This is a genomic window from Actinoallomurus oryzae (assembly GCF_039541955.1).
In the GTDB taxonomy this organism is placed as follows: Bacteria; Actinomycetota; Actinomycetes; order Streptosporangiales; family Streptosporangiaceae; genus Actinoallomurus; species Actinoallomurus oryzae.
Genome location: NZ_BAABHF010000069.1, coordinates 48766 through 74861 on the forward strand (window position 1 = coordinate 48766; position 26096 = coordinate 74861).

Annotated in this window: 24 protein-coding genes; 6 read left to right on the forward strand and 18 right to left on the reverse strand. The window is 72.8% G+C overall.

Going from position 1 to position 26096, the window contains the following annotated elements:
* The first annotated feature begins 169 nt into the window (after nucleotides 1-169).
* A complete protein-coding gene (locus tag ABEA10_RS49450; RefSeq protein ID WP_141963948.1) occupies nucleotides 170-514 on the forward strand; it encodes an RNA polymerase-binding protein RbpA in 345 nt (114 codons plus the stop codon).
* Between the two features lie 156 nt (nucleotides 515-670).
* Here the strand turns inward: ABEA10_RS49450 and ABEA10_RS49455 are convergent, their stop codons facing one another.
* The gene (locus ABEA10_RS49455; RefSeq protein ID WP_345475672.1) at nucleotides 671-1291 is read right to left on the reverse strand and encodes a winged helix-turn-helix transcriptional regulator; all 621 of its coding nucleotides are present in this window, start codon (nucleotides 1289-1291) and stop codon (nucleotides 671-673) included.
* Nucleotides 1292-1523: 232 nt separating this feature from the next.
* Here ABEA10_RS49455 and ABEA10_RS49460 point away from each other — a divergent pair, with 232 nt between their 5' ends.
* Nucleotides 1524-2420 carry a maleylpyruvate isomerase N-terminal domain-containing protein gene (locus ABEA10_RS49460; RefSeq protein WP_345475673.1) on the forward strand — a complete coding sequence of 299 codons (897 nt, stop codon included), beginning with the start codon at nucleotides 1524-1526 and terminating at the stop codon, nucleotides 2418-2420.
* A 101-nt stretch (nucleotides 2421-2521) separates the two neighbouring features.
* Here the strand turns inward: ABEA10_RS49460 and ABEA10_RS49465 are convergent, their stop codons facing one another.
* Together ABEA10_RS49465 and ABEA10_RS49470 are read right to left on the reverse strand one after the other, a co-directional pair.
* Entirely contained in the window at nucleotides 2522-3049 is a 528-nt protein-coding gene (locus tag ABEA10_RS49465) for an FxsA family protein (RefSeq protein ID WP_345475674.1), read from the reverse strand.
* Between the two features lie 62 nt (nucleotides 3050-3111).
* Nucleotides 3112-3492, reverse strand: coding sequence for a VOC family protein (locus tag ABEA10_RS49470; protein ID WP_345475675.1), 381 nt, complete (start codon nucleotides 3490-3492; stop codon nucleotides 3112-3114).
* 71 nt (nucleotides 3493-3563) lie between these two features.
* On the opposite strand from ABEA10_RS49470, the gene ABEA10_RS49475 reads away from it, so the two are divergent.
* A complete protein-coding gene (locus ABEA10_RS49475) occupies nucleotides 3564-4022 on the forward strand; it encodes a MarR family winged helix-turn-helix transcriptional regulator (protein WP_345475676.1) in 459 nt (152 codons plus the stop codon).
* 100 nt (nucleotides 4023-4122) lie between these two features.
* Here ABEA10_RS49475 and ABEA10_RS49480 read toward each other — a convergent pair whose 3' ends face one another.
* The 6 genes from ABEA10_RS49480 to kdd all read right to left on the reverse strand — a co-directional run bounded on the left by ABEA10_RS49480 (nucleotide 4123) and on the right by kdd (nucleotide 10797).
* Entirely contained in the window at nucleotides 4123-4875 is a 753-nt protein-coding gene (locus tag ABEA10_RS49480) for a polyprenol monophosphomannose synthase (RefSeq protein WP_329234918.1), read from the reverse strand.
* A 3-nt stretch (nucleotides 4876-4878) separates the two neighbouring features.
* Nucleotides 4879-6459: an apolipoprotein N-acyltransferase gene (gene lnt / locus ABEA10_RS49485; protein WP_345475677.1), complete on the reverse strand. Its 1581-nt coding sequence runs from the start codon at nucleotides 6457-6459 to the stop codon at nucleotides 4879-4881.
* Between the two features lie 442 nt (nucleotides 6460-6901).
* A complete protein-coding gene (kal, locus tag ABEA10_RS49490; protein ID WP_345475678.1) occupies nucleotides 6902-7297 on the reverse strand; it encodes a 3-aminobutyryl-CoA ammonia lyase in 396 nt (131 codons plus the stop codon).
* A gap of 64 nt (nucleotides 7298-7361) precedes the next feature.
* Nucleotides 7362-8177 (reverse strand): lysine 5,6-aminomutase subunit beta, encoded by an 816-nt coding sequence (gene kamE, locus ABEA10_RS49495; RefSeq protein ID WP_345475679.1) that lies wholly within the window; start codon nucleotides 8175-8177, stop codon nucleotides 7362-7364.
* Nucleotides 8174-9775 carry a lysine 5,6-aminomutase subunit alpha gene (kamD, locus tag ABEA10_RS49500; protein WP_345475680.1) on the reverse strand — a complete coding sequence of 534 codons (1602 nt, stop codon included), beginning with the start codon at nucleotides 9773-9775 and terminating at the stop codon, nucleotides 8174-8176. Before kamD ends, kamE begins: the two co-directional genes overlap by 4 nt.
* Complete coding sequence (gene kdd, locus ABEA10_RS49505; protein ID WP_345475681.1) at nucleotides 9775-10797, reverse strand: L-erythro-3,5-diaminohexanoate dehydrogenase; 1023 nt, start codon at nucleotides 10795-10797, stop codon at nucleotides 9775-9777. Before kdd ends, kamD begins: the two co-directional genes overlap by 1 nt.
* Nucleotides 10798-10926: 129 nt before the next feature.
* Here kdd and ABEA10_RS49510 point away from each other — a divergent pair, with 129 nt between their 5' ends.
* A complete protein-coding gene (locus tag ABEA10_RS49510) occupies nucleotides 10927-12363 on the forward strand; it encodes a KamA family radical SAM protein (RefSeq protein ID WP_345475682.1) in 1437 nt (478 codons plus the stop codon).
* Nucleotides 12364-12484: 121 nt separating this feature from the next.
* Here ABEA10_RS49510 and ABEA10_RS49515 read toward each other — a convergent pair whose 3' ends face one another.
* The 9 genes from ABEA10_RS49515 to ABEA10_RS49555 all read right to left on the reverse strand — a co-directional run bounded on the left by ABEA10_RS49515 (nucleotide 12485) and on the right by ABEA10_RS49555 (nucleotide 23873).
* On the reverse strand, nucleotides 12485-14083 hold the full coding sequence (locus ABEA10_RS49515) for a serine/threonine-protein kinase (protein WP_345475683.1): 1599 nt from the start codon (nucleotides 14081-14083) through the stop codon (nucleotides 12485-12487).
* A gap of 142 nt (nucleotides 14084-14225) precedes the next feature.
* Nucleotides 14226-16670: an FtsX-like permease family protein gene (locus ABEA10_RS49520; protein WP_345475684.1), complete on the reverse strand. Its 2445-nt coding sequence runs from the start codon at nucleotides 16668-16670 to the stop codon at nucleotides 14226-14228.
* A complete protein-coding gene (locus ABEA10_RS49525; RefSeq protein WP_345475685.1) occupies nucleotides 16667-17386 on the reverse strand; it encodes an ABC transporter ATP-binding protein in 720 nt (239 codons plus the stop codon). The genes ABEA10_RS49520 and ABEA10_RS49525 overlap by 4 nt, the downstream gene beginning before the upstream one ends.
* Complete coding sequence (locus ABEA10_RS49530) at nucleotides 17383-17952, reverse strand: PadR family transcriptional regulator (RefSeq protein WP_345475686.1); 570 nt, start codon at nucleotides 17950-17952, stop codon at nucleotides 17383-17385. The genes ABEA10_RS49525 and ABEA10_RS49530 overlap by 4 nt, the downstream gene beginning before the upstream one ends.
* A 130-nt stretch (nucleotides 17953-18082) precedes the next feature.
* The gene (locus tag ABEA10_RS49535; protein WP_345475687.1) at nucleotides 18083-19597 is read right to left on the reverse strand and encodes an aldehyde dehydrogenase (NADP(+)); all 1515 of its coding nucleotides are present in this window, start codon (nucleotides 19595-19597) and stop codon (nucleotides 18083-18085) included.
* Nucleotides 19598-19648: 51 nt separating this feature from the next.
* A complete protein-coding gene (locus tag ABEA10_RS49540; protein WP_345475688.1) occupies nucleotides 19649-20467 on the reverse strand; it encodes an ATP-binding cassette domain-containing protein in 819 nt (272 codons plus the stop codon).
* The gene (locus tag ABEA10_RS49545; protein WP_345475690.1) at nucleotides 20464-21483 is read right to left on the reverse strand and encodes an ABC transporter permease; all 1020 of its coding nucleotides are present in this window, start codon (nucleotides 21481-21483) and stop codon (nucleotides 20464-20466) included. Before ABEA10_RS49545 ends, ABEA10_RS49540 begins: the two co-directional genes overlap by 4 nt.
* A gap of 11 nt (nucleotides 21484-21494) precedes the next feature.
* Nucleotides 21495-22634 carry a sugar ABC transporter substrate-binding protein gene (locus ABEA10_RS49550; protein ID WP_345475691.1) on the reverse strand — a complete coding sequence of 380 codons (1140 nt, stop codon included), beginning with the start codon at nucleotides 22632-22634 and terminating at the stop codon, nucleotides 21495-21497.
* A gap of 174 nt (nucleotides 22635-22808) precedes the next feature.
* Nucleotides 22809-23873, reverse strand: a complete 1065-nt coding sequence (locus tag ABEA10_RS49555) for a U32 family peptidase (RefSeq protein ID WP_345475692.1) — start codon at nucleotides 23871-23873, stop codon at nucleotides 22809-22811.
* Nucleotides 23874-24073: 200 nt separating this feature from the next.
* Here ABEA10_RS49555 and ABEA10_RS49560 point away from each other — a divergent pair, with 200 nt between their 5' ends.
* Both ABEA10_RS49560 and ABEA10_RS49565 read left to right on the forward strand, forming a co-directional pair.
* Nucleotides 24074-24847, forward strand: a complete 774-nt coding sequence (locus ABEA10_RS49560; protein ID WP_345475693.1) for an IclR family transcriptional regulator — start codon at nucleotides 24074-24076, stop codon at nucleotides 24845-24847.
* A gap of 43 nt (nucleotides 24848-24890) precedes the next feature.
* A complete protein-coding gene (locus ABEA10_RS49565; protein WP_345475694.1) occupies nucleotides 24891-26072 on the forward strand; it encodes a mandelate racemase/muconate lactonizing enzyme family protein in 1182 nt (393 codons plus the stop codon).
* The last annotated feature ends 24 nt before the right edge of the window (nucleotides 26073-26096 follow it).

Genomic DNA, 26096 nt, shown 5'->3' on the forward strand with positions numbered 1-26096 from the left:
GCAGGGCCCCGGCGGCCGGCACCGCCGCGCCGGCACCGGACGATCTTCGACCGCCCGCGCGGACGCGTGAAAACCGCAGGGTTGGACCGGCGCTGAGGCGGGAATCTTGTGACGGTATCCAGCGTTGCTCCACTAACGAGAACGCAAGCCGTCTGGGAGGCACGTCACGATGGCCGAGCGCGCACTTCGCGGCACCCGACTCGGAGCCACAAGCTACGAGAACGACCGAAACACCGACCTGGCACCCCGTCAGGAGGTCATGTACGACTGCCCGAAGGGCCACCGGTTCACCGTCATCCTGGCCGCCGAGGCCGAGGTGCCGATGACCTGGGAGTGCCGGAGTTGCGGCGCCACGGCCCTGATGGTCGACGGGGAGATGCCACAGTCCAAGAAGGGCAAACCCCCGCGCACCCACTGGGACATGCTCATGGAACGCCGCTCGATCGAAGATCTGGAAGAGGTCCTCGCCGAGCGCCTGGCCGTGTTGCGGGCCCAACGCAGGAAGACCGCCTGACCCGAAGAATCGTTGACGGGCCGTGCCGCCAGACCCCTCGGCGGCACGGCCCGTCGCCGTTCGGTGCCGTCAACGGGCGTGCCACCGGCCGCGACCGAGCGTGACCGCGAGGCCCGGCGAGAGGTCACCGGCGCGTGCAGCCTGCGGCAGGGCGCGTCAGGGGCCGAACAGGGCTCGTGCGGCGGTCTCATCGCCTTCGACGTCGACGAGCCCATGGACGTCGTCGAGGGTGAGCGCACCCGCTGCCAGCCCGAGAACGATCGGGGCGTCGGCGCGCACGACGACATCGAGATCGCGACCATCATGCAGGGCCACCTCCACACCCGAGCGCGTAGACCGCACCTGGAGCAGCCGGCCGTCGACCGCGATCCCCACCGCCGACGCCTGGGGTACGGCCCTGTGGGCGAGCAGGGCCCGGAGACCGACGACGAGCCATTCGACCTGGAAGCGGTCGCCGCCCGACCCGCGCGCCATGAGCGGCGTGGACCAGCGGATGAGGCCCTCGACCGGCTCCCGCAGCTCCGCGCCCCATGGGGTGAGCGCGTACACGATGGCGTTGCCCTCCTCTGCCAACCGCCGCTCGACCACCCCGGCGGTCTCAAGGTCGCGAAGACGGTCGGCGAGCAGGTTGGTGGCCACGCCGCCGAGCCCGTCGAGCAGCTCGCGGTAGCGGGCGGGACCGATGAGGAGCTGGCGGACGATGAGCAGATTCCACCGGTCGCCGACGACATCGAGTGCCCGGGCGAGACCGCAGTACTGGCCGTAGCTCCGACTCATGGCGGCCACTTTACATTCTCAAGCTTCACTGACAATATCCAGCACATCGCCGGTAGGTGATCAAGGCCGACGCCGCGGCACGGCGACCCGACCCGGTCGTCGGTCGATCGCGACGTGATCGGCGCCCTGCGGGAGGGGTCCGGCCGCGGCGCCCTGGCCGGGGCCTGTCGCCGGCCGGCCCGGGCCGTGGGACGGCCACCGCCGCAAGCGCTCACGCCACAGGAGTGAACCGATGACCGACACCCCCTACCCCGGGCGAGGCCCGGACGCCGACGCCCGGGAGGGTGCCGACACGGTCCGGGCCGCGACGCACGGCGGCGCACCCGACACCATGACCCGGGCACGTGCGGCGTTGCGGGAGGTGGTTCCCCGCCTCGTCACCCTCCTGCGGAGCGTCCCCGACACCGGCTCCGCCGCGGTCGGCACCTGGACGGTGGGCGATGTCGCGGCTCACCTGACCCATGTTCTCCGCATGGACACCGACGCCCTCGCCGGAGCACCGGTCCCCGAGGCCACGGTGACAACGGCGGGAATGGCCGAGGCCAACGCCGAGATGCTGGCCCTGGACGACGAACGGGCCCCATCGGTACTCGCCGATCACATCGGCACGCTGGCAGACGAGTTCGACGCCGTCGCGTCGCGTTCGCGGGCGGCCACCGTCGATTGGCTGCAAGGCACCCCCCTGCCGCCGTCGGCGGTGGCGTGCCACCTGCTCGAGGAATGCCTGATCCACGGCCATGACATCGCCACGGCGACCGGGCGCCCGTGGCCGATCCGGCGCCACCACGCTCTGCTCGCCATCGAGGGCGCCGTACTTCCGCTCATCGCGGCTCTGCCGCCCACAGCCATGGTGAACCAGGACAGGGCGGGGTCTTTCCGAGCCCGCTTCGACTTGCGCCTGCGCGGAGGCCGACGCACGCTCATGGTCTTCGACCGCGGGTCGTTGACGATCGAGGCGGGGGACGCGCGCGACGTTGACGCCCATCTGTCCGCCGACCCCGCCGCGCTGATGCTGGTGTTCATCGGCCGACAAGCGATAGGGAGACCGCTCCTTGGCGGAAAGCTCACCGCCTGGGGCCCTCGACCCTGGAAACTCCTCCGCATGCTCACCGTCATCAGCCCCCCGTAGGCCGTCAGGCTCCGATCACACGGGCCGTTCCCGACGGCGGCTGGTGCACGTCCGTTGACGGCACCCGTCGTTGCGCGCCGCCCTCCCGTACGGGCGGGCGCTCAGCGCGGCTCCGGAGGGTCTTCCTCGATCACTTCGCCCCGTACGACGCGGTGGCCGGTGCCCGTGCCGCCCGCAGAGCCGCTCTGCGGGCCCGGTTCGCTCCGGGGCCGGGGCATGTCGCCGAATCCCCCGAAGGAGGCCGCTGCGCGGCTCTGCGCGACGCGGACGCGGCGCCCGACGTACGCCGACAGCGCCCGGCGTACGAGCGGCCGGGTGAACGGCAGGACGAACACCAGGCCCGCGACGTCGGTGAGGAAGCCGGGCGTCAGCAGCAGGACGCCGCCGACGAGCACCAGCGCGGCGTCGGCCAGCTCACGGTCGGGCAGCCCGCCCTGCCGGAACGACTCGGTCAGCGCGCGCCAGGCCCGCCGCCCTTCGCGGCGTATGATCCACGCGCCCAGCAGGCTCTCCAAGATCAGCAGAGCCACCGTGGGCCATCCGCCGATGGCGTGACCGACCTGGAGGATCACATAGATCTCCAGGACCGGAACCGCCAGGAAGGCGATGACCAGCGTCGCGCGCAGCATGCCTCCATTGTGACCCGCCGGGCGCATGGTTCGCGCGCCCGGCCGCACATCGGGCGCCACTGTCACGGGACCGCGGTGAACAGTTCGTAGCTGTGACCGTCAGGGTCGCGGACATAGACGCCCCGCCCCCCGCCGAGATGGTTCACCTGCCGGTCCCAGCCGTTCGCCGGCCCGGAGCCGAACGCGATCCCCGGCGCCCGCCGCAGGCGCGTCAGCACGCCGTCGAAGGTGGCGTCGTCGACGAGGAACGCGTAATGGCCCGGCGTGGCCCCGCGCCGGTCATCGAAGTCGAAGGTCAGGTCGCCGTTGATCCGTACCGGCGAGAACGGCCCGGCGTCCGCGTCCGGCGCGGGGGCCGGCAGGCCCAGCAGGTCCGCCAGGAACGCGGCCGAGGCGCGCCGGTCGCTCGCGGGCACGATCAGGTGGTTCAGCACGACGGGCATGGCGTCACTCCCTCAAATGTATGCGAATCGCATACGAATATACATGCGATTCGCACGTATAGGATGGCGTCATGCGTCCCGATGAGACCGACGGTCCCGATGAGGCCGACGACGGCGGGCCGGCGCTGTTCCGGCTGGTGCGGTTCTGGTCACGCCGCTGGAGCGGCCTGGCCGCCGAGGAGCTGACCGGGCAGGCGCGCCACGTCCAGCACATCCTCACCGTCGAGGCGGTCGAGGGCGCGGCCGAGGCCGACGTGGGCACGATCGCGCACCGGCTGGGCCTGGACCACTCCGGCGCCAGCCGCATGGCCCGCGACGCGGTCGCCGCGGGCTACCTCGTACGCGCGGCCTCCGAGCGCGACCGCCGGCGCGCGTCGCTGCGCCTGACCGCCGACGGCCGGGCGCTGCTGGAGGGCTCGCGGCGGTGGCAGCGCCGGACCTTCGCCGAGCTCACCACCGGCTGGGACCGGGCCGACCGCGAGCGCTTCGCCGCCTACCTGCGGCGGCTCGCCGACGAGCAGGGCGCCTGAGATTCGTCATGCGTGAGGATCACCGGCACCCGCCTTTACGTAGTAAGGTCGCGCCTGGCCGCGGGAGGTACGGCACCGCTCCCGGCCGCCGCGCGCTCTCTCAGGACGGGCGGCGTCCCGCCAGGCGGCCCAGGCGGCCCTCAACGCCCCACCGGGTGAGCTTGACGAACGCCTCGACCATGATGTCGCGGCTCATCTTGCTCGCGCCGTGGGTGCGCTCGACGAACGTGATCGGCACCTCGGCGACCTTCAGGCCCGCGCGGACGGTGCGCAGCGTGAGGTCCACCTGGAAGCAGTAGCCCTGCGACGTCACGTCGTCGATGCCGATCTTGCTCAGCGTCGTGGCGCGGTAGGCGCGGAAGCCGCCGGTCGAGTCGTGGACGTGGAAGCCCAGCAGCACCCGCGAGTAGGTGTTGGCGCCGCGCGAGAGCGCCTCGCGCTTCTTCGGCCAGTTCTCCACCCGGCCGCCGCGGACCCACCGCGACCCGATCACCAGGTCGTTGTCCTCCAGCGCGCTGAGCAGCCGGGGCAGCTCCTCGGGCTGGTGCGAGCCGTCCGCGTCCATCTCGACCAGCACGTCGAAGCCGCGTTCGAGGCCCCACCGGAACCCCGCGACGTACGCGGCGCCCAGGCCTTCCTTGCCCTTACGGTGCAGCACGTGCACATGGTCGTCCTCGGCCGCGAGGCGATCGGCGATCTCCCCGGTGCCGTCGGGGCTCGCGTCATCGGCCACGAGCACCTCGGCCTGCGGCACGGACGCGCGGACCCGCCCGACGATGCTCTCGACGTTCTCGCGCTCCTGATACGTCGGGATGATCACCAGAACCCGTCCGACGCCCTCCGTGGTCTCCACCCGCTAGGTCCCCCTGCTCGTCCGTGTCCTCCAGGCGGCGACCGCCGCCGCCGCGAACCCAAGCAGCGCCAGCGCCCATTCGGGGGTAGCGCCGAGATGATCGGAAAGCGTACGCGACGAGCGCAGGGGTACGCGCTCGACCTGCACAGCCGGTGTGAATTCCTGCGAACGGTCCAGCACCCGCCCGTCGGGGGTGATGATGCCGCTGATCCCGCTCGTCGAGGCCACGAGCATGGTGCGGCCGTGCTCGACCGCCCGCAGGCGTGACATCGCGAACTGCTGCGGCGGCAGGCTGGTGTGCCCGAACGTCGCGTTGTTGGTCTGCACGACCAGCAGCGGGTTGCTCGCCACGTCGCGTACGAGGCCGTCGTAGGCGACCTCGAAGCAGATCACGTCGCCGATCCGCACCGGCCCGAGCCGGAGGTTGCCGGCCGAGCGGCCCTTGACGAACTCCCCGACCATGTCGAAGCGGGTGATGACCTTGCGCAGGAAGCCGCGGAAGATCGGGATGTACTCCCCGAACGGCAGCGGGTGCCGCTTGACGTAGTAGGCGCCGGGGCCGGTCTTGGGGTCCCACACGATGCCGCGGTTCTCCACGTGCTCGCCGTCGCCGTGGTCGATCACCGCGCCGACCAGCACCGGCACGCCGACGTCGCGGACGGCCGCGTCGATCACCTGACGCGCCTGGGGGTCCTGGTACGGGTCCAGGTCGCTGGAGTTCTCCGGCCAGATCACGATGTCGGGCCGGGGCAGCCTGCCCTGGCGTACCTCCTGGGCCAGCTTGTGGGTCTCGCGGGCGTGGTTGTCCAGGACGGCCTCGCGCTGGCCGAGGAAGTCCAGGCCGGCGCGCGGGACGTTGCCCTGGACCACCGCGACCGTCACCGGCCGGCCGCCCGAGGGCCGCGGCACGAACAGCCCGGCCAGGCCGAGCACCAGCACCCCGGCGAGCATGAGCGCCACGCCCCGCACGCCCGGGGCCGAGTCCGGGGAGGACGTGCGCCGCCGCCACAGTGCCAGCGCCGAGGCGGCCAGGAGCCCGCCGGTGAGCGCGATCACGAAGCTGATCAGCGGCGCGCCGCCGAGCGGGGCGTACCCGGTGTAGGGCGAGGCGGTCTGGCTGAAGGCCAGGCGCCCCCAGGGGAAGCCGCCGAACGGCACCCGGCCGCGGACGAACTCCTCGGTGATCCACAGCGCGGCGGTCCACAGCGGCCAGCCGGGCAGCCGGGTCGCCAGGGCGATGCCGGTGCCCAGCAACGCGAAGTAGAGCGCCTCGAAGACGCTCAGGGCCAGCCAGGCGTCCATCCCGACCGGGCGCAGCCCCTCGAACAGCGGGAAGCAGAACGCCAGCCCGTACAGCATGCCCAGGCCGGTCGCGGCGCGAAGGCGGCGGCCGCGCAGGATGAGGGCCAGCATCGCGGCCGAGACCGGCGCGAGCGGCCACCAGCCGACCGGGGGGAACGCCGCGGCCAGCAGCAGTCCGGCCAGGACCGCCAGCGCCGGGCGCCGCAGTCGGGTGGGGAATCGACGCCGACGGGACTCATCGGCGACGCCGGGGGTCTCCTCGGCGAGCATGTCCTGCGCCACCAACGCTCCTCGTCCGCATCGTTCGTTCTTGCGGAACGGTATCGTCCACGGGCCGCTGGGACGAATGGGGAGGTGCGCCGGGGCCGTCCGCACCGCCGCGGCGGCACGCCGTACGGGCGTCGAAACGGAAGAGAGCCCGGGCGGTCCCTTCGAACCGGACCCGTCTCGTCGGCGGCGAGCGCGTCGGTCCGTTGTCTGATGGGTGCCCAGGCTCTTACCGAGTCTCACCGGCGCCGGTCCGGGGTGCTCCCGGCCCGGGCGCGCGGATGGCCTGCGTCTGGCTTTCGACGGTTGGCGCCGCACCGCGGCGCTGCCCTTCCCCCGTCACGGCGCAGGTGCCGCGTCGCCCCGACCGGCCGGCCGGTAGGCCCTGTGGTGGACGCCTAGGCAACTTATCGGTATCCGAAGCGATGTCAACCCTGGCCGCCGGCGCCACGCACCGTCAGGAGGTGCCGGGGACCACGACCGTTCCGGTCGCCGTGACGACCACCAGCGGTTCGGCCAGCACCTCCGCGGCCGACTCGCCCTTGTCCGGGCGTGCGCGGCACACCACCCGCGCCTCCAGCGCCAGGGTGCGGCTGCGGCGGCCCACGCGGGTGACGGTCGCGGTCGCCTCCAGCACGTCACCGGCCCGTACGGGAGCGCGGAACGCCACGTCCTCGTAGCCGGCGAACAGTCCCTCGTCGCCGTCGGTGCGGATGCACACCTCGGTCGCGACGTCGCCGAACAGGCCCAGGACGTACGCGCCGTCCACCAGGCTGCCGCCGTAGTGCGCGTGGCCGTACGGAACGTAGCGCCGGTGCGTGACGCTCAGGCCCGTACGCGTGTCCTCACTCACGAGTCCTCCTTCGTCGGGAGAGAGACCAGGCACGCGTGCTCGCCGGTTCGCTCGCTCCGCTCGCTCACGAGTCCTCCTGCGGGGTCCAGGTGGGCAGCAGGGCGTGCACCAGGTACGAGGCGACCTCGGCGGGGGTGGTGCCCTTGCCGAAGATGCGGTCGACGCCGAGCTCGGCCTCGGTGACGGTGTCGAAGCGCGGCCCGCCGGCGATGAGCAGCGGGCGTCCCATGCCCGGCCCGACGGCGGTCGGGTAGGCGGCGTGGAAGGCCGCGGCCATCTGCTTGGTGTTGTGGATGTGGGCGTTCTTCTGGGTGACGACCTGGGAGACGAGCACGGCGTCGGCGTCCTCGGCCTTGGCGCGCTCGAGGAGCTCCTCCACGGTCACCTGGGCGCCCATGTTCACCACCTGGATCTCACGGTGGTACTCCAGGCCCTTCTCACCGGCGAACCCCTTGACGTTGAGGATCGCGTCGATGCCGACGGTGTGGGCGTCGGTGCCGATGCAGGCGCCGACCACGACGAGGCGGCGCTTGAGCACGGTGCGGATGGCCAGATCGACCTCCTTGGCCGGCAGCAGCGGGTACTCCCGCCCCTCGGGCACCTCGATGCCGGCGTAGTCGATCAGGTGGTTGACCTTGCCGTAGACGATGAAGAACGTGAAGTGGGGCCCCATCGCCTTGGCGTGGACGACGCTGGCCGGGTCCAGGCCCATCTGCCGGGCCAGGGCCAGGGCGGCGAGCTCGGCGCGCTTGCCGGCCGGCACCGGCATGGTGAAGGACATCTGCACCATCGCGTCGCCGGTGGTGTCGCCGTAGGGGCGGATGATGGACGGGAGGTCGGTCGCCTCCGGGACGTCGGTCGTGGTCTCGCGCTGGATCACCGCTTCACGCTCCCTGCGGGCGTCGGGGCCATGCGGCCGGCGTGGGGGTCTTCGGTCTCGAGGATGTCCAGGGCCGGGCCCACGTAGCCGTCGGCGCGCTCGACCACGCCGTCCAGGCCCTTGCCGCCGTCGGCGGGCCGGCGGGTCACCCCGAAGGTGCCCTCGGCGATCGCCGTCAGGAGCGTGTCGTCGCAGATGCGCTCCAGCAGGTCCACGGACTCTTCCAGCACCTGCTTGGCGCGCTGGACGACGAAGCCGTCGGGCCGGGGCACGAAGTCCTCGGCCAGGGCGCCGCAGGCGTCGCGGACGTACCGGACGTTCTCCAGGGCCAGGTCGCGGTCGGACAGCCAGGGGGTGTGGATACCCTCGGTCATCATCCCGATCAAGATGATCGACTGTTCGGTCATCACCCCGGCCAGGTTGAAGAAGGCGTCCAGCAGGTAGCCGGCGAACACGTTCCCGGTCATGTGCTTGGTCGGCGGCATGTACTTCAGCGGCGCGTCCGGGAACAGTTCGCGGACGAGCTGGGCGTGGGCCAGCTCCAGCCGGAAGGAGTCCGGCAGGGCCGGGTTGATCTCGAAGGCGTGGCCGAGGCCGAGCTGGGAGTCGGTCAGGCCCGCCTCGCGGCCGAAGCGTTCGTTCAGCAGCTGGCTGACCACGACCGTGTGCGCGGCGTCGACCGCGTCGGCGGTGGTGAGGTAGTTGTCCTCGCCGGTGTTGATCACGATGCCGGCGCGGGCGTGGATCTGGCGGGAGAACCGCTGGTCGATGAAGGTGCGCCGGGGGTTGATGTCGCGGAAGATGATGCCGTACATGCAGTCGTTGAGCATCATGTCGAGGCGTTCGAGGCCGGCGAGGGTGGCGATCTCGGGCATGCACAGGCCCGAGGCGTAGTTCGTCAGCCGCACGTACCGGCCCAGCTCCTTGGACACGTCGTCGAGGGCGGCGCGCATGAGCCGGAAGTTCTCCTGGGTGGCGTACGTGCCGGCGTAGCCCTCGCGGGTGGCGCCCTCGGGCACGAAGTCCAGCAGCGACTGGCCCGTGGAGCGGATCACCGCGACGACGTCGGCGCCCTCGCGTGCGGCGGCCTGCGCCTGCGGGATGTCCTCGTAGATGTCGCCGGTCGCGACGATGAGGTACACCCACGGCTTGGGCGGGTCGCCGACCGCGGCGAGCATCTGGTCGCGTTCGGCGCGGCGGCGGTCGATGCGCGTGAGGCCCTCCCGCGCGGCGGTGCGGGCGTGCGAGGCCGCGGCGGCGGCGTCGTCGCCGGAGGGCAGGCGGAAGGTCACCGCGCCCAGCGCGGCGGCCTGCGCCAGCGAGGACAGGTCGGCGTAGGACTCGCGGCGCAGAGCGTCCCAGACGGGCAGCGCGACGCCGTGCTCGAGGCCGACCTGGTCGCGTACGGCGTCGACGAGGTGGTTCACCCAGGGGCGGCCGTCGGAGTCGGCGCCGGACAGGCCGGCCAGGCGCAGCTGCGCGCGTTCGACCGAGACGGTCGTGTGCGTCCGCGCCATCTCGATGACCGGCTCGGCGGCGCGCTCGGCGAGCCGGCGCGCCTTGGCCACCACCTGCGGATCCAGGTCCAGTTTGCCCATCACTCCTCCACCCGCTCCTTGAAGATCTTCGCTACGCCCGGTTCGGTGCGCAGCAGGTCCAGTGCCATCTGGGCGTGCCCTGGGGCGTACCCGTTTCCGATCAGCATGGTCACGTCGGCGGCCAGTCCTTCGGCGCCGAGCGCCGCGGCCGAGAACGAGGTGGCCATCGAGAAGAAGACCACCGTGCCGCCTGCGGCGGTGGCCAGGATCGCGCCGTGCTCGCAGCCGGGCACGTCGACGCAGACCACGGTCACGTCGGCGCCCGGTTCGCCGACGGCGTCCGCGAGCGCGATCGGGTCGCGGGCGTCGGCGATCACGACGTCGTCGGCCAGGCCCGCGGCGCGCAGCCGCGCCGCCTCCGCCTCGAACGGGACGACTCCGATGGTACGTGCGGCGCCGGCGCGGCGAGCCGCGGCCAGGGCCAGGGATCCGCTCTTGCCCGCGGCGCCGATCACCGCGACGACCGGCGCGGTACGGGCGGCGACGACGCGGTGGGTCAGCGCGGGCGCCCCGCAGACGTCCATGACGGCCAGGCTCAGGCCGGCCGGCAGGTCGGCCGGGAGCTCGGCGGCGATCGAGCGGGCGAACAGGATCGCGTGGCCCTCGGCCGGGATCTGTTCGCCGCGGCCGTCCCAGCGGCGCAGGTCGTCGGTGATGTGCAGCGGCGTGAGGGTCAGGGAGACCAGGGTGGCGATCCGCATGCCGGGGGCCAGGCCCAGCGGGGACTTCGGGCCGACCTCGTCGACGACGCCGATGAGCATGCCGCCCGAGCCGGTGACCGGGTTGTGCATCTTGCCGCGGGTCCGGATGATCTGCAGGACCTCGGCGCGGATGGCGTCCGGATCGCCGTCGTGGGCGGTGTGCAGCTGCCGGTAGGAGGCCGCGTCCAGGTTCAGGCGTTCGAGGCGGACGCGTACCTCGTCCTCGGCGATCCGTGGATCGGGATCGAGACGGCGGGCCGCCTGCGGCAGTACGCCGGGCGGCTCCAGGACCCGGTGCAGGCCGACCGGAGAGCTGTTCATCCCTCACCTCAGGTAGCGTGTAGTGGAATATCTGCTGGGGGAACCTAGTTTAGAGAAAGAATTTCCCGTATGGTCCCGCAGACAGTGAACATCATCCGCGATCTCCGCGAAAGACTAGGGGTGAAGCTCGTGACCGCTCTTGCCGAAGACTCGGTGGTGACCCTCGATGGCCGCCTCCAGCCGTACACGTACCGGCGTCATGAGTTGATCGAGCCGGACTGGCGCCGCTTCCCCGGCTGGCGCGAGGTCACCGCGGCGGAGTGGGAGTCCGCGCAGTGGCAGCGGTCGCACTGCGTCAAGAACGTCCGCCAGCTGCGGAGCCTCATGGGCGACCTGCTGAGCGAGGAGTTCTACGCCGACCTGGAGCGCGACCAGCGCGAGCGGGCCACCATGTCGATGCTGCTGCCGCCGCAGATGCTCAACACCATGAACGTCGACAGCACCGAGGCGTTCTACGCCGACCCGGTGCGGCGCTACATGCTCCCGGTGTTCAGCGACCGGCGCACCGACTGGCCCTCGCACCCGTTCGCCAGCCGCGACTCCCTGCACGAGGCCGAGATGTGGGCGGTGGAGGGGCTGACCCACCGCTACCCCACCAAGGTCCTGGCCGAGCTGCTGCCGACCTGCCCCCAGTACTGCGGCCACTGCACCCGCATGGACCTGGTCGGCAACTCCACGCCGCAGATCGACAAGCACAAGTTCGCCCTCAAGCAGCCCGACCGGCTGGAGGAGATGCTGGCCTACCTGAGCCGCACTCCGCAGGTCCGTGACGTGGTCGTGTCCGGCGGTGACGTCGCGAACATGCCGTGGGCGCGGCTGGAGACCTTCGTCGACCGGCTGCTGGACATCGACAACATCCGCGACATCCGCCTGGCCACCAAGGCCCTGATGGGCATGCCCCAGCACTGGCTCCAGGACGACGTACGCGCCGGGGTGGAGCGCCTGGCCACCAAGGCGCGCGAGCGCGGCGCCCAGCTCGCCATCCACACCCACGTCAACGCGGCCCAGTCGATGACGCCGCTGGTCGCCAAGGCGGCCCAGGCCCTGATCGAGGCCGGCGTCCGTGACGTGCGCAACCAGGGCGTGCTGCTGCGCGGCGTCAACACCAGCGTCGAGCAGCTGCTGGACCTGTGCTTCGCGCTGCAGGACAACGGCGTGCTGCCCTACTACTTCTACCTGTGCGACATGATCCCCTTCAGCGAGCACTGGCGGCTCTCGCTCGCCGAGGCGCAGCGCCTGCAGCACGGGATCATGGGATACCTGCCCGGCTTCGCCACCCCGCGCATCGTGTGCGACGTGCCCTACGTCGGCAAGCGCTGGGTGCACCAGGTCGCCGACTACGACACCGAGCGCGGCATCTCCTACTGGACGAAGAACTACCGCACCGCGCTGGAGGCCGACGACCCCGAGGCCCTGGAGCGCCGGTACGAGTACTACGACCCGATCCACCTGCTCCCCGAGAGCGGGCAGGCCTGGTGGGAGGACCACGCGCGTGAGGCCCAGGGCCGCGACGTCGGCCTGGCCGCGGCCAGCCGTGCCGCCTCCGAGGCCATCCGCGACGCCTGATCTCCGATGACCGGGACGCCCCACGGCGTCATCCGGCCGCGCCGGGCCACCGCCCGGCGCGGCCGGACCCGTTTTCGGGCCCGTCCCGGCCCCGGACGGCCCGCCGGGACGGTGAGAACGGTCAGGACACCGTGAACCCGTCGCAGCCGATGTAGTAGGCGTCTCCGTTCGGGTGCACGTGGTACCAGACCACCGTCCACGTGCCCGCCTGCAGGTCGTAGGCCCAGTCCTTCGGCCGGGTGAAGTCACGCGGGTAGTGCAGGGTCGCCCAGTCGGACCCCTTGAGCACCACCGGGCGCGTCGTGACGATCCCGGTGACCCGGTTGCCGCGCAGCGCGACCGGGGGACGCATCTCGGCCGCGACGTAGTAGGCGTCCGGAGCCCCGTCCGCCGCGCGGAACCCGACGTCGGCGCTGCCGCGGGGAGCGGCCGGCTCCCGAGGAGCCGTCCACTGCGCCCCCAGCGCCTGCACGGAGGCCTCGGTGCGCACGGCGGGCGCGCACCGTCCGTCCTTGGGCGACCAGGCCATCGCCGCGAAGTCCGCGTCGGTCTCCTTGGAGAAGACGTCCGTGGGCGTCCCGGCGCCCGCGGGACGGGTGGCTCCGCCGGTCGCGCCCGGCGAGCGGCCGGCGCCGGACCGCGCCGTGCCCGATGCCGAAGGGGAGCCGGCCGCGCCGCCGCTCCGCGGCAGGAACTGGAACAGCAGCACCCCGGTGACGACGACGGCCGCCGCCGCGCCGCCGCCGATCATCCCGAGCAGGGTCCGGCGGGAACGTGGCTCCGGGGCGGGCCGGGTGAGCACGCCGGTCGCCCGGTCATGGCCCGGCGGGACCAGGCCGTACGCGACCGCCGTCGGTAGATCGGGCGGCGGGACCTCGGTCCGGTCGAGCAGCCGCCGATACGCCGGGTCGTCGGCGATCGCGCCCGGGACGCCGCACAGCGCCGGCACCTGCCCCGCGGCGGGCCGCGCCGCCGGATCCTTCTGCGCGCACCGTGCGATGAGCCCGGCCAGGGCCGGGTCGGCCCCGGCCACGTCGATGGGCTCGTGGACGCTGCGGTAGATCACCGCGTGCGCGTCACCCGCGCCGAACGGCGGGCGCCCGGTGGCCGCGTACGCGACCGTTCCGGCCAGCGCGAACACGTCGGCGGCCGGGCTCATCCACTGCCGGCGGATCACCTCCGGCGCGAGATAGCCGGGCGTGCCCGGCGCCGCTCCGGTGTGGGTGATCGCGGTCTGGTCGTCGCCGCGGGCGATGCCGAAGTCGATCAGGCGCGGGCCGTCGGGGGCCAGGATGACGTTGTGCGGCTTGAGGTCGCGGTGCTGGACCCCGCGCGCGTGGACGTCGGCGAGGGCCTCGCCGAGCGCGGCCATCAGCCGCAGGCAGGTCGCGGCGGGCAGTGGCCCGTGCCGCGCCACGGCCTGGCTCAGGGTCGGTCCCTGCACATATTCGGTGGCCAGCCAGTACGGGGGCGCGTCGAGGCCGGCGCCGACCAGCGCGGCGGTGAACGGGCTGCGCAGCTCACCGACGGTCGCCACCTCGCGGCGGAACCTCGCCAGCGCCTCGGGGCTGTCGAAGTCGGCTCGGATCACCTTGAGCGCGACGTGGCGACCGCCCGGGGACAGCCCAAGGTAGACCTGTCCCATCCCGCCGGCGCCCAGCCGGGCCAGCAGCCGGTAGCCGCCGATCTCCGCCGGGTCGCCGGCTCGCAGTGCCTCCATGGTCGGACGCTCCGTGGTGATCCGCGTGTGCACGCCCCTCGTGCATCCGGAAGATCTTAGCGATCACGGGCCTGCCCTTGACCTGCGAGAGGCGAAGCCCGCGACCGCCGGTGACCGGCCGCGGGCTTCGCCGCTCCTGTGGTCACTCCCCCATGCGCCGGGCGATCGCCGGGGGTTCCCGGCCGGCGAGGAGCCAACCGGCCATGGCGGCGGCCGGCGGGGTGCCGGCCACGATGCCCAGCGGGAAGCCGATCGGGACCCGGCCGAAGACCGCCAGGTCGTGCCGGTAGACGGCGAGCAGGCCCAGGCACGCGCCCGTCACCCCCAGCGCGACGCCGAGCAGCGCCAGTGCGCCCGCCGTGGCCGCGGTGAGGGTGCGCCGGATCCCGCGTGAGGCGCCGGCGGCGGTCAGGGTGCGCAGGTCGGCGGCGGCCTCGCTGCGGATCAGCCCGACCGTCATGGCCAGGATGCCGAGCGCGAGCAGCATGCCGACGGCGGTCGCGCCGGCCCGGACGTTCCGGGCGGCGGCGTGGCCGGTCCGGGTCTGGATGGTCAGCCCGGCGGCGGCCGCGATCTTTCGGGCGCCGGCGATCTGCCGCGCGGTGAGCCGGCCGCCGGACTGGACGATCCACCCGGCCCGCGCCCGCGTCCAGTGCCGGCGGGCCAGCCCGCCGGCGGTGATGGCGGATGTGGGCAGCGACGTGTAGGCGGGGGCGTGGATACGGGTGATGACCGGCACGTCCGTGCCCCGGCCCCTTCGGCCCGAAACCGGGAACACGGGCCGGTCGGACCGGGCGGTGAGGACGTCGGTGGCCGGTGCGATCGCGGCCGGATCGACCTTGAGGAAGCCGAGCAGCTCCGGTGACGCCACGTACAGCGGTATGTCGGCGCACTCGCCGCCGCGCGGCACGCAGAAGATCGCGGTCATCCGCGCCGGTCGGCCCCCGTCCCTCTGGGGCGGCAGCGCCGGATCGATCGGCACGTCCAGCGGGACGGTCACCGGATGATCGAGGGCGCTCGCGATGCGGTCCACCTGCGCGGTGAGCGCCTCGACCTCGGCGGCGGTGCGGACCGGCACCAGGTTCGAGGCCGGCCCGGAACCGGTCGCCATGACCAGCATCTGCCGGTCGCCGAGGTTCCCGGTCCTCGCGGTGCCCTGGACGGCGGTGGCGACGACGACCAGGGCGGCCGCGATGCCGAGCGCGAGGCTGATCGCGGCCACCGCCGCTCCGGACCGGGCCTGGTGCCGGGCCAGGTCGCGCAGGGCCAGCCGTACGGCGACGGGTGCGCGTGAACCGGCCGCCGCGAGCACCCGGATGGCCGGCGGACCGGCGAACAGGATCCCCAGCGCGGTCGCGGCCGTGCCCGCGGCCACCACCCACGGGTGCGTCTTCTGACCCCACGCCAGCAGCCCGATCCCCGCCGCGAACAGGCCCGCGGCCAGCAGCGCGGACCGGTGGCCGGGCCGGGGCACGGGCGGGCGGCCGGACAGCGCGGCGGTGACCGGGACGCGCGACGCCACCCGGGCCGGCCGCCACGCCGCGCCGGTCGACATCGCGATCGCCAGGATCCCCAGGGCCACGACCAGCGGCCAGGGGATGTTCGACAGCGCGATCCGGTGGTTCGCGGCGTTCTCCAGCCGGGGCGCGGCGAGCGGCCACAGCGCCAGCCCCCCGATCGTGCCGAGGATCGCGGCGAGCGCTCCGATCATCAAGCCGGTGGCCGTCATCGCCAGCCGTACCTGCCGGCCGGTCGCGCCGATCGCCGCGAGCATCCCCAGCTGCCGCAGCCGGCGATGCGCCAGCACCGCGAACGCGGCGGCGGCCACGAACCCGACGAGCAGCAGCAGGATCGTGGCACCGGCCAGGACCAGCGTGGTGGCCACCAGCCTGCCGTCGTCGCTCCCGGCGCCCTCGGCCATCGGGCCGGCCGTACGCAGGTGCAGGCTGGCGGCCCCGACGTCATGCGTCGGCCCGACCAGGACCGACAGGGTCCGCGGCCGGACCGACGACGGATCGACCAGGACGAACTCGTCGCTCAGGTCACGGGGATTCTCCGCGATGCCGACGATGGTGCGGGCATGCCCGTCGAGCGCGATCACGCCGCCGAGCCGCAGGCCGAGCAGCCGCGCCGTCCCGTCGGTGACCGCGGCCTCCGCGGTGCCGGACGGGTAGCGGCCCCGGCGGATGGCCAGCAGCGATCCGGCGAAGGCGCCGTGCGGCCGCTGCGCGCGGTACTCGACCGGCGTGGCCGAGCCCGGGGCCTTGACGTAGTCGTGCCCGATCACGTCGACGGCGCCGGTCGCCGCGCGGATCGTCGCGAGGTCGGCCGCCGCCGCGCGCGGGTCCGTGCCGTCCAGGGTCAGCATCGTGCCGGCCGAGCCCAGCCGCGAGTCCGTGGTCTGCGGCAGGTTGTAGACGGCGGTACCGCCGCAGACGGCCGTCATCACGGCCACCGTCAGCAGGACGGTCACCAGTACCTGCGAGCGCCACTCCCTGCGCAGCATCCGCCAGGACCAGCGCACCAGGGCCCGGCGTGCCGGCACTCCGCCACCGGTCCCGGGCCGGGCCGGCGCCACGACGCTCACGAGTCCGCCTGGAGCAGCGACTCGGGTCCGGCCGGCGGTGTCGTCTGGTCGATGGCGACGCCGTCGCGGACGAACACCACCCGGTCGGCCCAGGCCGCGAGCTGCGCGTCGTGGGTGGCCAGCACGGTCGCGGCCCCTTCGCCGCAGGCCGCGCGCAGCAGCCGGACGACGGCCTCGCCCGTGTGCGTGTCCAGCGCGCCCGTCGGCTCGTCGGCCAGGAGCAGCCGGCGTTCGCCGACCAGCGCCCGGGCGATCGCGACCCGCTGGCGTTGCCCGCCGGACAGCTCGTCGGGGTAGCGGCCCGCCTGGTCGGCCAGGCCCACCTGCTCCAGTGCGCGTCGCGCCGAGGCCGCCGCGGCCTTGGCCCGGGTGCCGTCCAGCTCCAGCGGCAGCGCGATGTTCTCCTCGGCGGTGAGCCCGGGAAGCAGGTTGAAGTCCTGGAAGACGTAGCCGACGCGGCGGCGGCGCATCCGGGCCTGGTCGCTGCGCGACATCGCCGAGAGCGGGTCGCCCTCGACCAGCACCGTGCCGGACGTCGGCTGCTCGAGGCTGCCCGCGATGGTGAGGAGGGTGGACTTGCCGGAGCCGCTGGGGCCCATGACCGCGACCATCTCACCGGCCCGCACCGACAGGCTCACGCCGGTCAGGGCGCGCACCTGCGCCGGGCCCGCCCCGTACACCTTCGACACCTCGCGCAGTTCGAGCACCGGGGTCATCGGGCCGCCCCCGCCCGCCGCCGCCTGCCGGGAACCGGCGCCGGGGCCGGGGCGGGCAGGTGCCGGAGCCGTGCCTCGGCGGCGTCCAGCCAGCGGACCGTCGACTCCAGCCGGAAGAGCTCCGCGTCGGCCACCAGCAGCAGGCCGATGTCGTCCTCGGCGGCCTCCTCCTTCAGCCGTGTGTAGCGGCGCATCGTCTCGACCAGGTGCCTGCGGTGCGCCTGCAGGATCCCGGCGACCTCGACACCGGGCACCCGCAGGGCGACCAGCACCTTGATCACCAGCTCGTCACGCGGCGGGACCTCCTCGGCGGGCGGCGTGCTCAGCCACGCGGCCAGCTCGGCCCGGCCCTTCTCGCTGATCCGGAAGCTCTTCTGCGGGCCGGGCTCCTCGGTGTCGTCGGATTCCACCAGCCCGTCCCGTTCGAGCCGCTGGACCGTCGTGTAGACCTGGCCGACGTTGAGCGGCCAGACCTCCCCGGTCCGCGCCTCGAACTCCTGACGCAGCTGCAGTCCGTACTTCGGGCCCTCGCTGAGCAGGGCCAACAGGGCATGTCGCACGCTCATCGGCAGTCACCTCACGTATATATACCAGGTATAATACTCGGTATACACGGGCGATCGGCAAGCCCTTCCGGTGCCGAACGCCGGCGTGGCAACGGAAGGACTCGGCGTTTCCCCGGTTCCGGGCGTGCTCTCAGGTGCCCGCCGGGTCACCGCCGGGCATCAGGACGCCGTCGACGCGGCGGGGGATGCCCGGGTCGGCGTCGTGCAGTTCGACCGGCAGCACCGCCTCCGGGGCGTCCTGCCAGGCGACCGGGCGCAGGAACCGCCGGATCGCGGTCGTGCCCACCGAGGTGTGCAGCGGGTTGGACGTCGCCGGGAACGGGCCGCCGTGGTGCATGGCGTGACTGACCGCCACGCCGGTCGGGAAGCCGTTCCACACGAGCCGGCCCGCCCGCTCCCGCAGCACCGCGGCCAGGCGCGCGGGCAGGTCCGTCTCCTCCTCCCCGGTGTGGACCGTCGCGGTCAGGTTGCCCGGCAGGCCCGACAGGAGCTCCAGCAGCGATTCGGGCCCGTCGTAGGTCACGAGCACGCCGGCCGGCCCGAAGCACTCCTCCAGCAGCGGCCCGGCGAAGTCCTGCGCGCGCACCGCGAACAGCGCCGGCGCCAGCGGGCCGTCCCCGGCGGCCAGGACCTCCACGCCGGGCTGCCCGGTCAGCCGGTCGACGCCGTCGCGGAAGCCCTCGGCGATCCCGGCGTTCAGCAGCACCGTCCCGCCCAGGTCCCGTACGCGGCGGGCCGTCTCGGCGCGGAACCGCTCCCCCGCCTCGCCGGCCGGGACGAACGCCAGCCCCGGCTTGGTGCAGAACTGCCCGGCGCCGAGCGTGAACGAGGCGACGTACCCCTCGGCGATCTCGGCGGCGCGGCCGGCGGCGGCCGCCGGAGTGATCACCAGCGGGTTGAGGCTGCCCATCTCGGCGTAGAACGGGATCGGGTCGGGCCGGGCGTTCGCCACGTCGAACAGGGCGCGCCCGCCGCGGTAGGAGCCGGTGAAGCCGACCGCGCGGATCGCCGGATGCCGGGTCAGGTCCGTGCCGGCCTGGGCGCCGTGTACGAGGCCGATGGTGCCCTCCGGCGCCCGCGTCTCCCGTACGGCCTCGCCCAGCAGCTCGAAGCACAGCTGGGAGGTGGCCGGGTGGGAGGGGTGCGCCTTGGCCACGACCGGGCAGCCCGCGGCGATGGCCGAGGCGGTGTCACCGCCCGGCACCGAGAAGGCCAGCGGGAAGTTGCTCGCGCCGAACACCCCGACCGGCCCGAGCGGGACCAGCATGCGGCGCACGTCCGGCCGCGGGCCCATCGGGGTCGGCCCGGCGTGGTCGATGGTCGCCTCGACGTAGGAGCCCTCGTGCAGGACGTCGGCGAACAGGCGCAGCTGGAAGCAGGTGCGGGTGAGCTCGCCGTTCAGGCGCTGTTGCCCCAGCGCGGTCTCGCGGTCGGCGACCTCCACGACCTGGGCACGCGCGGCCTCCAGGGCCCCGGCCATCGCCCGCAGCAGCCCGGCGCGGCCGTACCGGCCCATCGCCTCCAGCCCGGGAAAGGCCTCCGCCGCCCGCGCACACGCGGCGGCGGTCTCCTCGGGCGTACTCTCCTGCGCGACGGTGGCCACGACCTCACCGGTTCGTGCGTCGACGCTCGCTACCGCGGTCACCCGCGATCACTCTCCTTCCGGGACGGCCGGTACTCGCCTACGAGCGTGCCACTACGGCGTGCCGCGGGTGCGCGCGGCCCGGTACTCGGCCACCACCAGGTCCGTCAGCTCCCGCAACGAGGTCTCCCCGGCGGCCTTGTCGAAGGTGATCCGGCCGTGCTGGAGCAGGTTGACCCGGTCGCAGACCTCCAGGACCTGTGCGTAGTTGTGCGCGATGATGATCACCGAGACCTCGCCGCGCTCCTTCAGCCCGCGGACCAGGTCCAGGATCAGCGCGCCCTCCTTGGCGCCCATGGCCGCCAGGGGCTCGTCCAGCAGCAGGATCTTCGCCTCGGAGTACACCGAGCGCGCCACCGCGATCGCCTGCCGCTGCCCGCCGGACAGCTTGGCCACCTCCACGTCGACCGAGGGGATGTTCACCCCCATGTCCTCCAGGTGCCGGCGGGCGAGCCGGCGCATGGCCCGGTTGTTCAGCAGCGGCCAGCGCACGTGTTCGCGGCCGAGGAACATGTTGTGGTACACGCTCAGCTCGTTGATCAGCGCCAGGTCCTGGTAGACGGTGTCGACGCCGAGCGAACGCGCGTGCTCGACCGACTTGAGCGTCACCTCCTGCCCGTCGATGAGGATCCGCCCGGAGTCGGGCTGGTGGAACCCGCACAGGATCTTCATCAGCGTCGACTTGCCCGCGCCGTTGTCGCCGATCAGCCCGAGCACCTCGCCCCGTTCCAGGCGCAGGTCGATGTCGGTGAGCGCGGTCACCGCGCCGAAGCTCTTGGCCAGGTGCTCGGCCCGTAGCACCTCGTTCGGGCGTGCTCCTTCGCCGGGCCCGGACGGACCGGGCTGCTCGGCTGGTTCGTTCCGCTCGCTCATGACCGCCCCGCCCTTCGCAGCCTCGCCAGATGGACGTTGAGGATCATCGAGACGAGGATCGCCACGCCCAAAATGATGTTGAACGGGTTCGCGCTGATGCCGATGAGGTTGAAGCCGTTCTGCAGCTCGGCCAGCACGAGCGCGCCGAGCAGGGCGCCGATCACCGTGCCGGAGCCGCCGGCCAGGGCGGTGCCGCCGATGACCGCGGCCGACACGGCGGTGAACATCGCGCCGGTGCCGCCGGAGCTGGGGTCGATCGTGGAGGTGCGGAACGCCTCCAGGATGCCGGCGAACGCCGCGAGCGCGCCCGTCACCATGAAGTTGCCGACCTTGATCCGGGCCACCTTGATGCCCGCCTCGCTCGCGCCGAGCAGGTTGCCGCCGACCGCGACCGTGTGCAGGCCCCACCGGGTGCGGATCAGCACGAGGTGGAAGAACGCCACGATCAGCAGGCACCAGATCAGCTCGGACCAGTCCGCGTGCCCGAACCAGCCCGCCAGGCCCTGCGCGGCCGGCGGGATCTCCGCCGGGTAGGCGTGGGAGGTGGTGAGCGTGATGCCCTGCACCAGGAACATCGTGCCCAGCGTCGTCACGAACGAGGGCACCCGCAACAGCACCGTCACCGCCCCGTTGAGCAGGCCGATCACGGCGCCCGCCAGCAGCGCCACCACGATCGCGATGATCGGGTACATGCCGTAGTAGTCGACCAGGTAGTGCATCAGGAACGGCGCCAGCGTGAACACCATCCCGGCCGACAGGTCGATCTCGCCGCTGACCAGCAACAGCACCTCACCGACCGCGATGATCGCGTACGGCGCGGTGCCCTGGGAGATGTTCACCAGGTTGTCGTTGCTCAGGAACTCCGAACGGGCCGACTGGAAGTAGATCAGCAGCGCGACCGCCACGACCAGGATCGTGGCCTCACGGCGGCGCAGGAACGCGTCGGCGGCACGGCCCAGCCGCCGTGGCGGACGCGGCGCCGCCGCCTCGGTCCCGGGCGCCTCGGCCTCACTCACCGGGCCGCCCATCACTTGTGGGCGATGGAGCCGGAGTGGTTCAGCAGCTGCTGCTTGGTACTGGAGCCCTCGAACCGGGTCTTGGTCGCCAGGTACGGCTGGACGTTGTCCTTGGTGACGAACAGCAGCCCGGTGTTGGTCTCCGACGGCGCGGCCAGCCCGCCCGACAGCTTGTACAGCCACAGGTACAGCACCGGCAGGAACCCCTGCAGGTACGGCTGCTGGTCGATGGTGAAGTCCAGGTTCCCGGCGCTGATCGCGCTCAGCGTCGCGGGGTTGAGGTCGAAGCCGCCCGCGGCCACGCCCTTCTTCTTCAGCCCGTACTTGGCCACGACCTTGCCGACGTTCTCGGTGGAGCCGGCGTCGACGGCGAACATGCCCTTGAGGTTCTTGTGCCCCTGGGCGTACGCGTCGATGGTGGACAGCTCCTTGGGCAGTTCGGCGCCGCTGGCGACCGAGGTGAAGTTGATCGGCTTGCCGGAGGCCTTGATGGCGTCCTTGGCGCCGTCGATGCGCGGCTGGATGTTCAACGACCCCGGCGTCGCGATGAACCCGACCGCGTCACCGCCCTGCATCAGCGAGGCGATGCGCTGACCGAGCTGGTAGCCGGAGGTGTACAGGTCCTGGCCGATGTAGGCGAGCCGGTTCGAGCCGGGGTCGCCCTTGGCGCCGTCGGCGTTGTAGGAGACCACCGGGATGCCCGCGTCCAGCGCCTTGTCGACCGGCGCGCGGAACGCCGTCTTGTCCACGACCGCCACCGCGATGCCGTCGGCCTTGGCGGAGATCGCCGAGTTCAGCGCGTTGATCATCTGCGGCACGACCGAGTCCTGCGAACCGGTCCACTGGAACTCGCAGTTCAGTAGCGCGCACGCGTCCTGCGCGCCGTACTGGGTCGGGGTGAAGAAGGAGTTGGTCGTCACGTGGTTGACGAAGACGAACTTCCACTTCGGCGTCGAGGGGAATGGCCCCACACCGCCCTTGGCCACCGAGCCGGAGTCCTTCTTGTTGCTGGAGGAGCACGCGGCGAGCAGCGCCGACGCCGCCGCGGCGGCACTGACCATGCCCGCTCCGCTGAGGAGCCGCCGCCGCGTCGCGCCCTCCAGACCGAGCGTGTCGACGGCCTCTTCGACCTTGGGGTGGACCTGGGTCATCACGAACCTCCGGGATCAGTGGCGGTGGGCCGAGCACGCGCGGCGCCGACCTCGGGACGCGCGTCCACCTCGAGACGCGCGTCGCCCGCCCGCCCCCGATCCGGGCGGTTGTTCGATATTTCGAACTACGTTCGAAATATCTTGACGCGACCGTAGAAGCCAGTGCCAAACCTGTCAAGGACCGGCCGGCAGAAGCCGCGAGGACGTGCTCTCCATCGCACCGGGCCGATAGCGGCGGAGCATCGCCACCCCGATCGCCGCGCGGCGGACCCGCTCCTGCGCGGTCGCCACGGCCACCGGCTCCAGGTGACGGCCGGAGGGGTAGATGCCCGGGGCGTTGCGGACGGTGAACTTCAGGTGCACCGGCGCGGCGACCCGTACGAGCTCGGGCACCTCGTAGTAGCGGACCGTCCCGCCGAAGTCGTCGGCGCCCTCGACGTACAGGTCCAGCGGCACGTCGACGGCCGCGCGGATCGCGGCGATCTGTGCGAGCGTCAGGTCGATCGGCAGGTTGACGGTGGTGACGCCGAGGTCCTCCAGCAGCCGCGCGGTGGCAGGGTTGGCGGCCGGCAGCGACACCGACGACTTCAGGATCAGGTCGGGGGGCAGGTCCCCGGTCCTCTTCATCCGGCCCAGCACCCACAGCTGGCCCACGTCGGCGACCAGGACGCTGCGCAGCCCGAGCCCGACCGCGCGCACCACGTCCTCGATGCCGTACACGAGCTGGTCGGCCCCGCGCAGCGAACCGGACGCGACCGCGCCGGAGGAGGCGGTCACCTGCACGCCGACGTCCCACGAGGCCCGCGGGCCGACGAACAGGCAGACCTCGATGTCGTGCTCGGCGCCGAGGGCGACCATCTCGCGGATCTCCGCGTCGGTCTGCAGCATGATGCCGCTGCCCTGGCTGATCCGGTGCACCCGGACCCCGTGCTCACGGGCGGCCGCGATGACGGCGCGGAAGGCCGGCGGCCCCTCCACCGAGGGGATCTCCACCCGGTACTGCCCGCCGTCGGGAAAGCGCCGGGCCGACTCCGGCGGCGCGCCGAGGTCGCTCTCGGGCAGCCCCATCGCGGCCAGATAGCGCCGGGTGGCCCCCATCGGGTCCGCTTCCCACGCCGGGGAGGCGACGGTGCGGACGGTGCTTCCGGCCTCCCCGCCTCGCCCGGTCGCGGCGCCCTCCCGCGTCGGGGAGGTGACCGGGCGGACTGTGCTTCCGGATCCCTCGCTTCGCTCGGTCACGGCGCCTCCCTGTTCGATATTTCGGACGCGATCTGGACTCGTGTCGGCATTTGGACGGTAGGTGCGTGTTCTGCCAGCGTCAACGGCTGTTCCGCCGGGAAAACCACATGCGCCCGGCGTTACGCGCCGTTGACACCGCCGTCCGGCGGCGCCTAGCCTGCGCCCGAGATTTCGTACAGCGTTCGGCGGGGTGGTCGCAGATGGGACGGACGGTGCCGGCGGTCACCCGTGCGCTCGACATCCTCGAGCTGTTCCTCGACCGCCCCAGCCTGTCCGCGCCCGAGATCACCGAGAGCCTCGGGCTGCCCCGTACGACCGTCCACGAACTGGTCACCACCCTCACCGACCGCGCCTACCTCATCCCGACCCCCGGCCAGCCGACCCGCTACCGGCTGGGCATGCGGCTGTTCCAGCTCGGCAGCGTCTTCGCCGAGCAGCTCGACCTCGCCCACGAGGCGCGGGAGGTCGCCCAGCGGGTCGCGGCCGAATGCGACGAGACCGTGCACGTCGCCGTGCTCGACGGCGCGGACGTCGTCTACATCGCCAAGGTCGACAGCACCCACCCCGTACGGATGGTCTCGGCGGTGGGGCGGCGCCTGCCGGCGCACTGCACCGGCGTGGGCAAGATGCTGCTGTCCGGCCTGTCCTCCGACGCCCTGGACGCACGCGTGCCGCGCGACCGCGAGCTGCCCGGCATGACCCCGCACAGCATCACCTCCCCCGCACGGCTGCGCGCCCGCCTGGAGCGGATCCGTGAGGCCGGGCTGTCCTACGACGAGTGCGAGTCCAACGAGGCGGTCTACTGCGTCGCCGCCCCCATCTACGACCACACCGGCGACATGGTCGCCGCGATGAGCGTCTCGGCGCCGAGCCTGCGCTGGAACGGCGAGCGCCGCGAGGAGTGGAGCGAACTGATCCGCCGCGGCGCCGCGGAGCTGTCCCAGCGGCTCGGGCACCGGCCGCCGCTCCCCTGAACCCCGCGCCCCGATCCCGCCCCCGGACCGCGAGGAGGCCCGCGTGCGCATCACCCGCCTGTCCACCCACGTCGTCGGCACACCCTGGCGCAACCTCACCCACGTCCTCGTCCACACCGACGAGGGCCTGACCGGGGTCGGAGAGGCCCGCATGCTCGGGCACACCGACGCGCTGCTGGGCTACCTGGCCGAGGCCGAACGCAACCACATCGCCGGCTCGGACCCCTTCGACACCGAGGACCTGGTCCGGCGGATGAAGTACGGCGACTACGGGCGCGCCGGAGAGATCGTCATGTCCGGCATCGCCTGTGTCGAGATGGCCTGCTGGGACATTGTCGGCAAGGCGCTCGGCCAGCCCGTGTGGCGGCTGCTCGGCGGAAAGGTCCGGGACCGGATCAAGGCGTACGCCAACGGCTGGTACACCGTCGAACGCACCCCCGAGGCCTTCCACGCCGCCGCCGAGAAGGTGGTCGAACGCGGCTACCGCGCGCTCAAGCTGGACCCCTTCGGCAACGGGCACTTCGAGCTGGACCACGCCGAGACGCTGCGCTCGGTCTCGCTCGTCGAGGCGGTCCGCGACGCGATCGGGCCGGAGGCGGACCTGCTCGTGGAGATGCACGGCCGCTTCAACCCCGCGACCGCCATCCGGCTCGCCGGCCTGCTGCGCCCCTACGCCCCCGGCTGGATCGAGGAACCCTGCCCACCGGAGAACCCGCGGGCCCTGGCGAAGGTCTCCGCCCACACCGACCTGCCGATCGCCACCGGCGAGCGGATCCACGACCGGATCGAGTTCCGCGAGCTGTTCGACCTGCAGGCCGTCGACGTCATCCAGCCCGACATCTCCCACATCGGCGGCATCGCCGAGACCCGCAAGCTCGCCGCGACCGCCGAGACCCATTACGTGCTGATCGCCCCGCACAACGTCGGCGGCCCGGTGCTCACCGCCGCCAACCTCCACCTGGCCGCGTGCACGCCGAACTTCTCCATCCAGGAGCACTTCAACGACTTCGCCGACGCGGCGATCAAACAGGTCGCGCCGGGCCTGCCCGAGGTCGTCGACGGATACTTCACCCTGCCGCAGGAGCCGGGCCTCGGCGTGACGCTCGACGTGGAGGCGTGCGCCCGGTTCCCCCGGCAACGCGCGAAGTTCGACCTGTTCGCCGAGGACTGGCACCTCCGCGACCCCGAGCGCACCGGAACACACGACGCGACGACCGGCCCATGAGTGAGCGGAACGCGAGACCTGAGA

Excerpts from the sequence above, each read along its gene's own strand:
- ABEA10_RS49455 (WP_345475672.1), bottom strand. The coding sequence starts at position 1,291 with ATGAGTCGGAGCTACGGCCAGTACTGCGGTCTCGCCCGGGCACTCGAT.
- ABEA10_RS49525 (WP_345475685.1), bottom strand. The coding sequence starts at position 17,386 with ATGACCCCGGTGCTCGAACTGCGCGAGGTGTCGAAGGTGTACGGGGCG.
- kdd (WP_345475681.1), bottom strand. The coding sequence starts at position 10,797 with ATGAACAGCTCTCCGGTCGGCCTGCACCGGGTCCTGGAGCCGCCCGGC.
- ABEA10_RS49475 (WP_345475676.1), top strand. The coding sequence starts at position 3,564 with ATGCGTCCCGATGAGACCGACGGTCCCGATGAGGCCGACGACGGCGGG.
- ABEA10_RS49470 (WP_345475675.1), bottom strand. The coding sequence starts at position 3,492 with ATGCCCGTCGTGCTGAACCACCTGATCGTGCCCGCGAGCGACCGGCGC.
- ABEA10_RS49540 (WP_345475688.1), bottom strand. The coding sequence starts at position 20,467 with ATGAGCGAGCGGAACGAACCAGCCGAGCAGCCCGGTCCGTCCGGGCCC.
- ABEA10_RS49560 (WP_345475693.1), top strand. The coding sequence starts at position 24,074 with ATGGGACGGACGGTGCCGGCGGTCACCCGTGCGCTCGACATCCTCGAG.
- ABEA10_RS49530 (WP_345475686.1), bottom strand. The coding sequence starts at position 17,952 with ATGAGCGTGCGACATGCCCTGTTGGCCCTGCTCAGCGAGGGCCCGAAG.
- ABEA10_RS49550 (WP_345475691.1), bottom strand. The coding sequence starts at position 22,634 with ATGACCCAGGTCCACCCCAAGGTCGAAGAGGCCGTCGACACGCTCGGT.
- ABEA10_RS49460 (WP_345475673.1), top strand. The coding sequence starts at position 1,524 with ATGACCGACACCCCCTACCCCGGGCGAGGCCCGGACGCCGACGCCCGG.
- ABEA10_RS49465 (WP_345475674.1), bottom strand. The coding sequence starts at position 3,049 with ATGCTGCGCGCGACGCTGGTCATCGCCTTCCTGGCGGTTCCGGTCCTG.
- ABEA10_RS49450 (WP_141963948.1), top strand. The coding sequence starts at position 170 with ATGGCCGAGCGCGCACTTCGCGGCACCCGACTCGGAGCCACAAGCTAC.
- kamD (WP_345475680.1), bottom strand. The coding sequence starts at position 9,775 with ATGGGCAAACTGGACCTGGATCCGCAGGTGGTGGCCAAGGCGCGCCGG.
- ABEA10_RS49515 (WP_345475683.1), bottom strand. The coding sequence starts at position 14,083 with ATGGAGGCACTGCGAGCCGGCGACCCGGCGGAGATCGGCGGCTACCGG.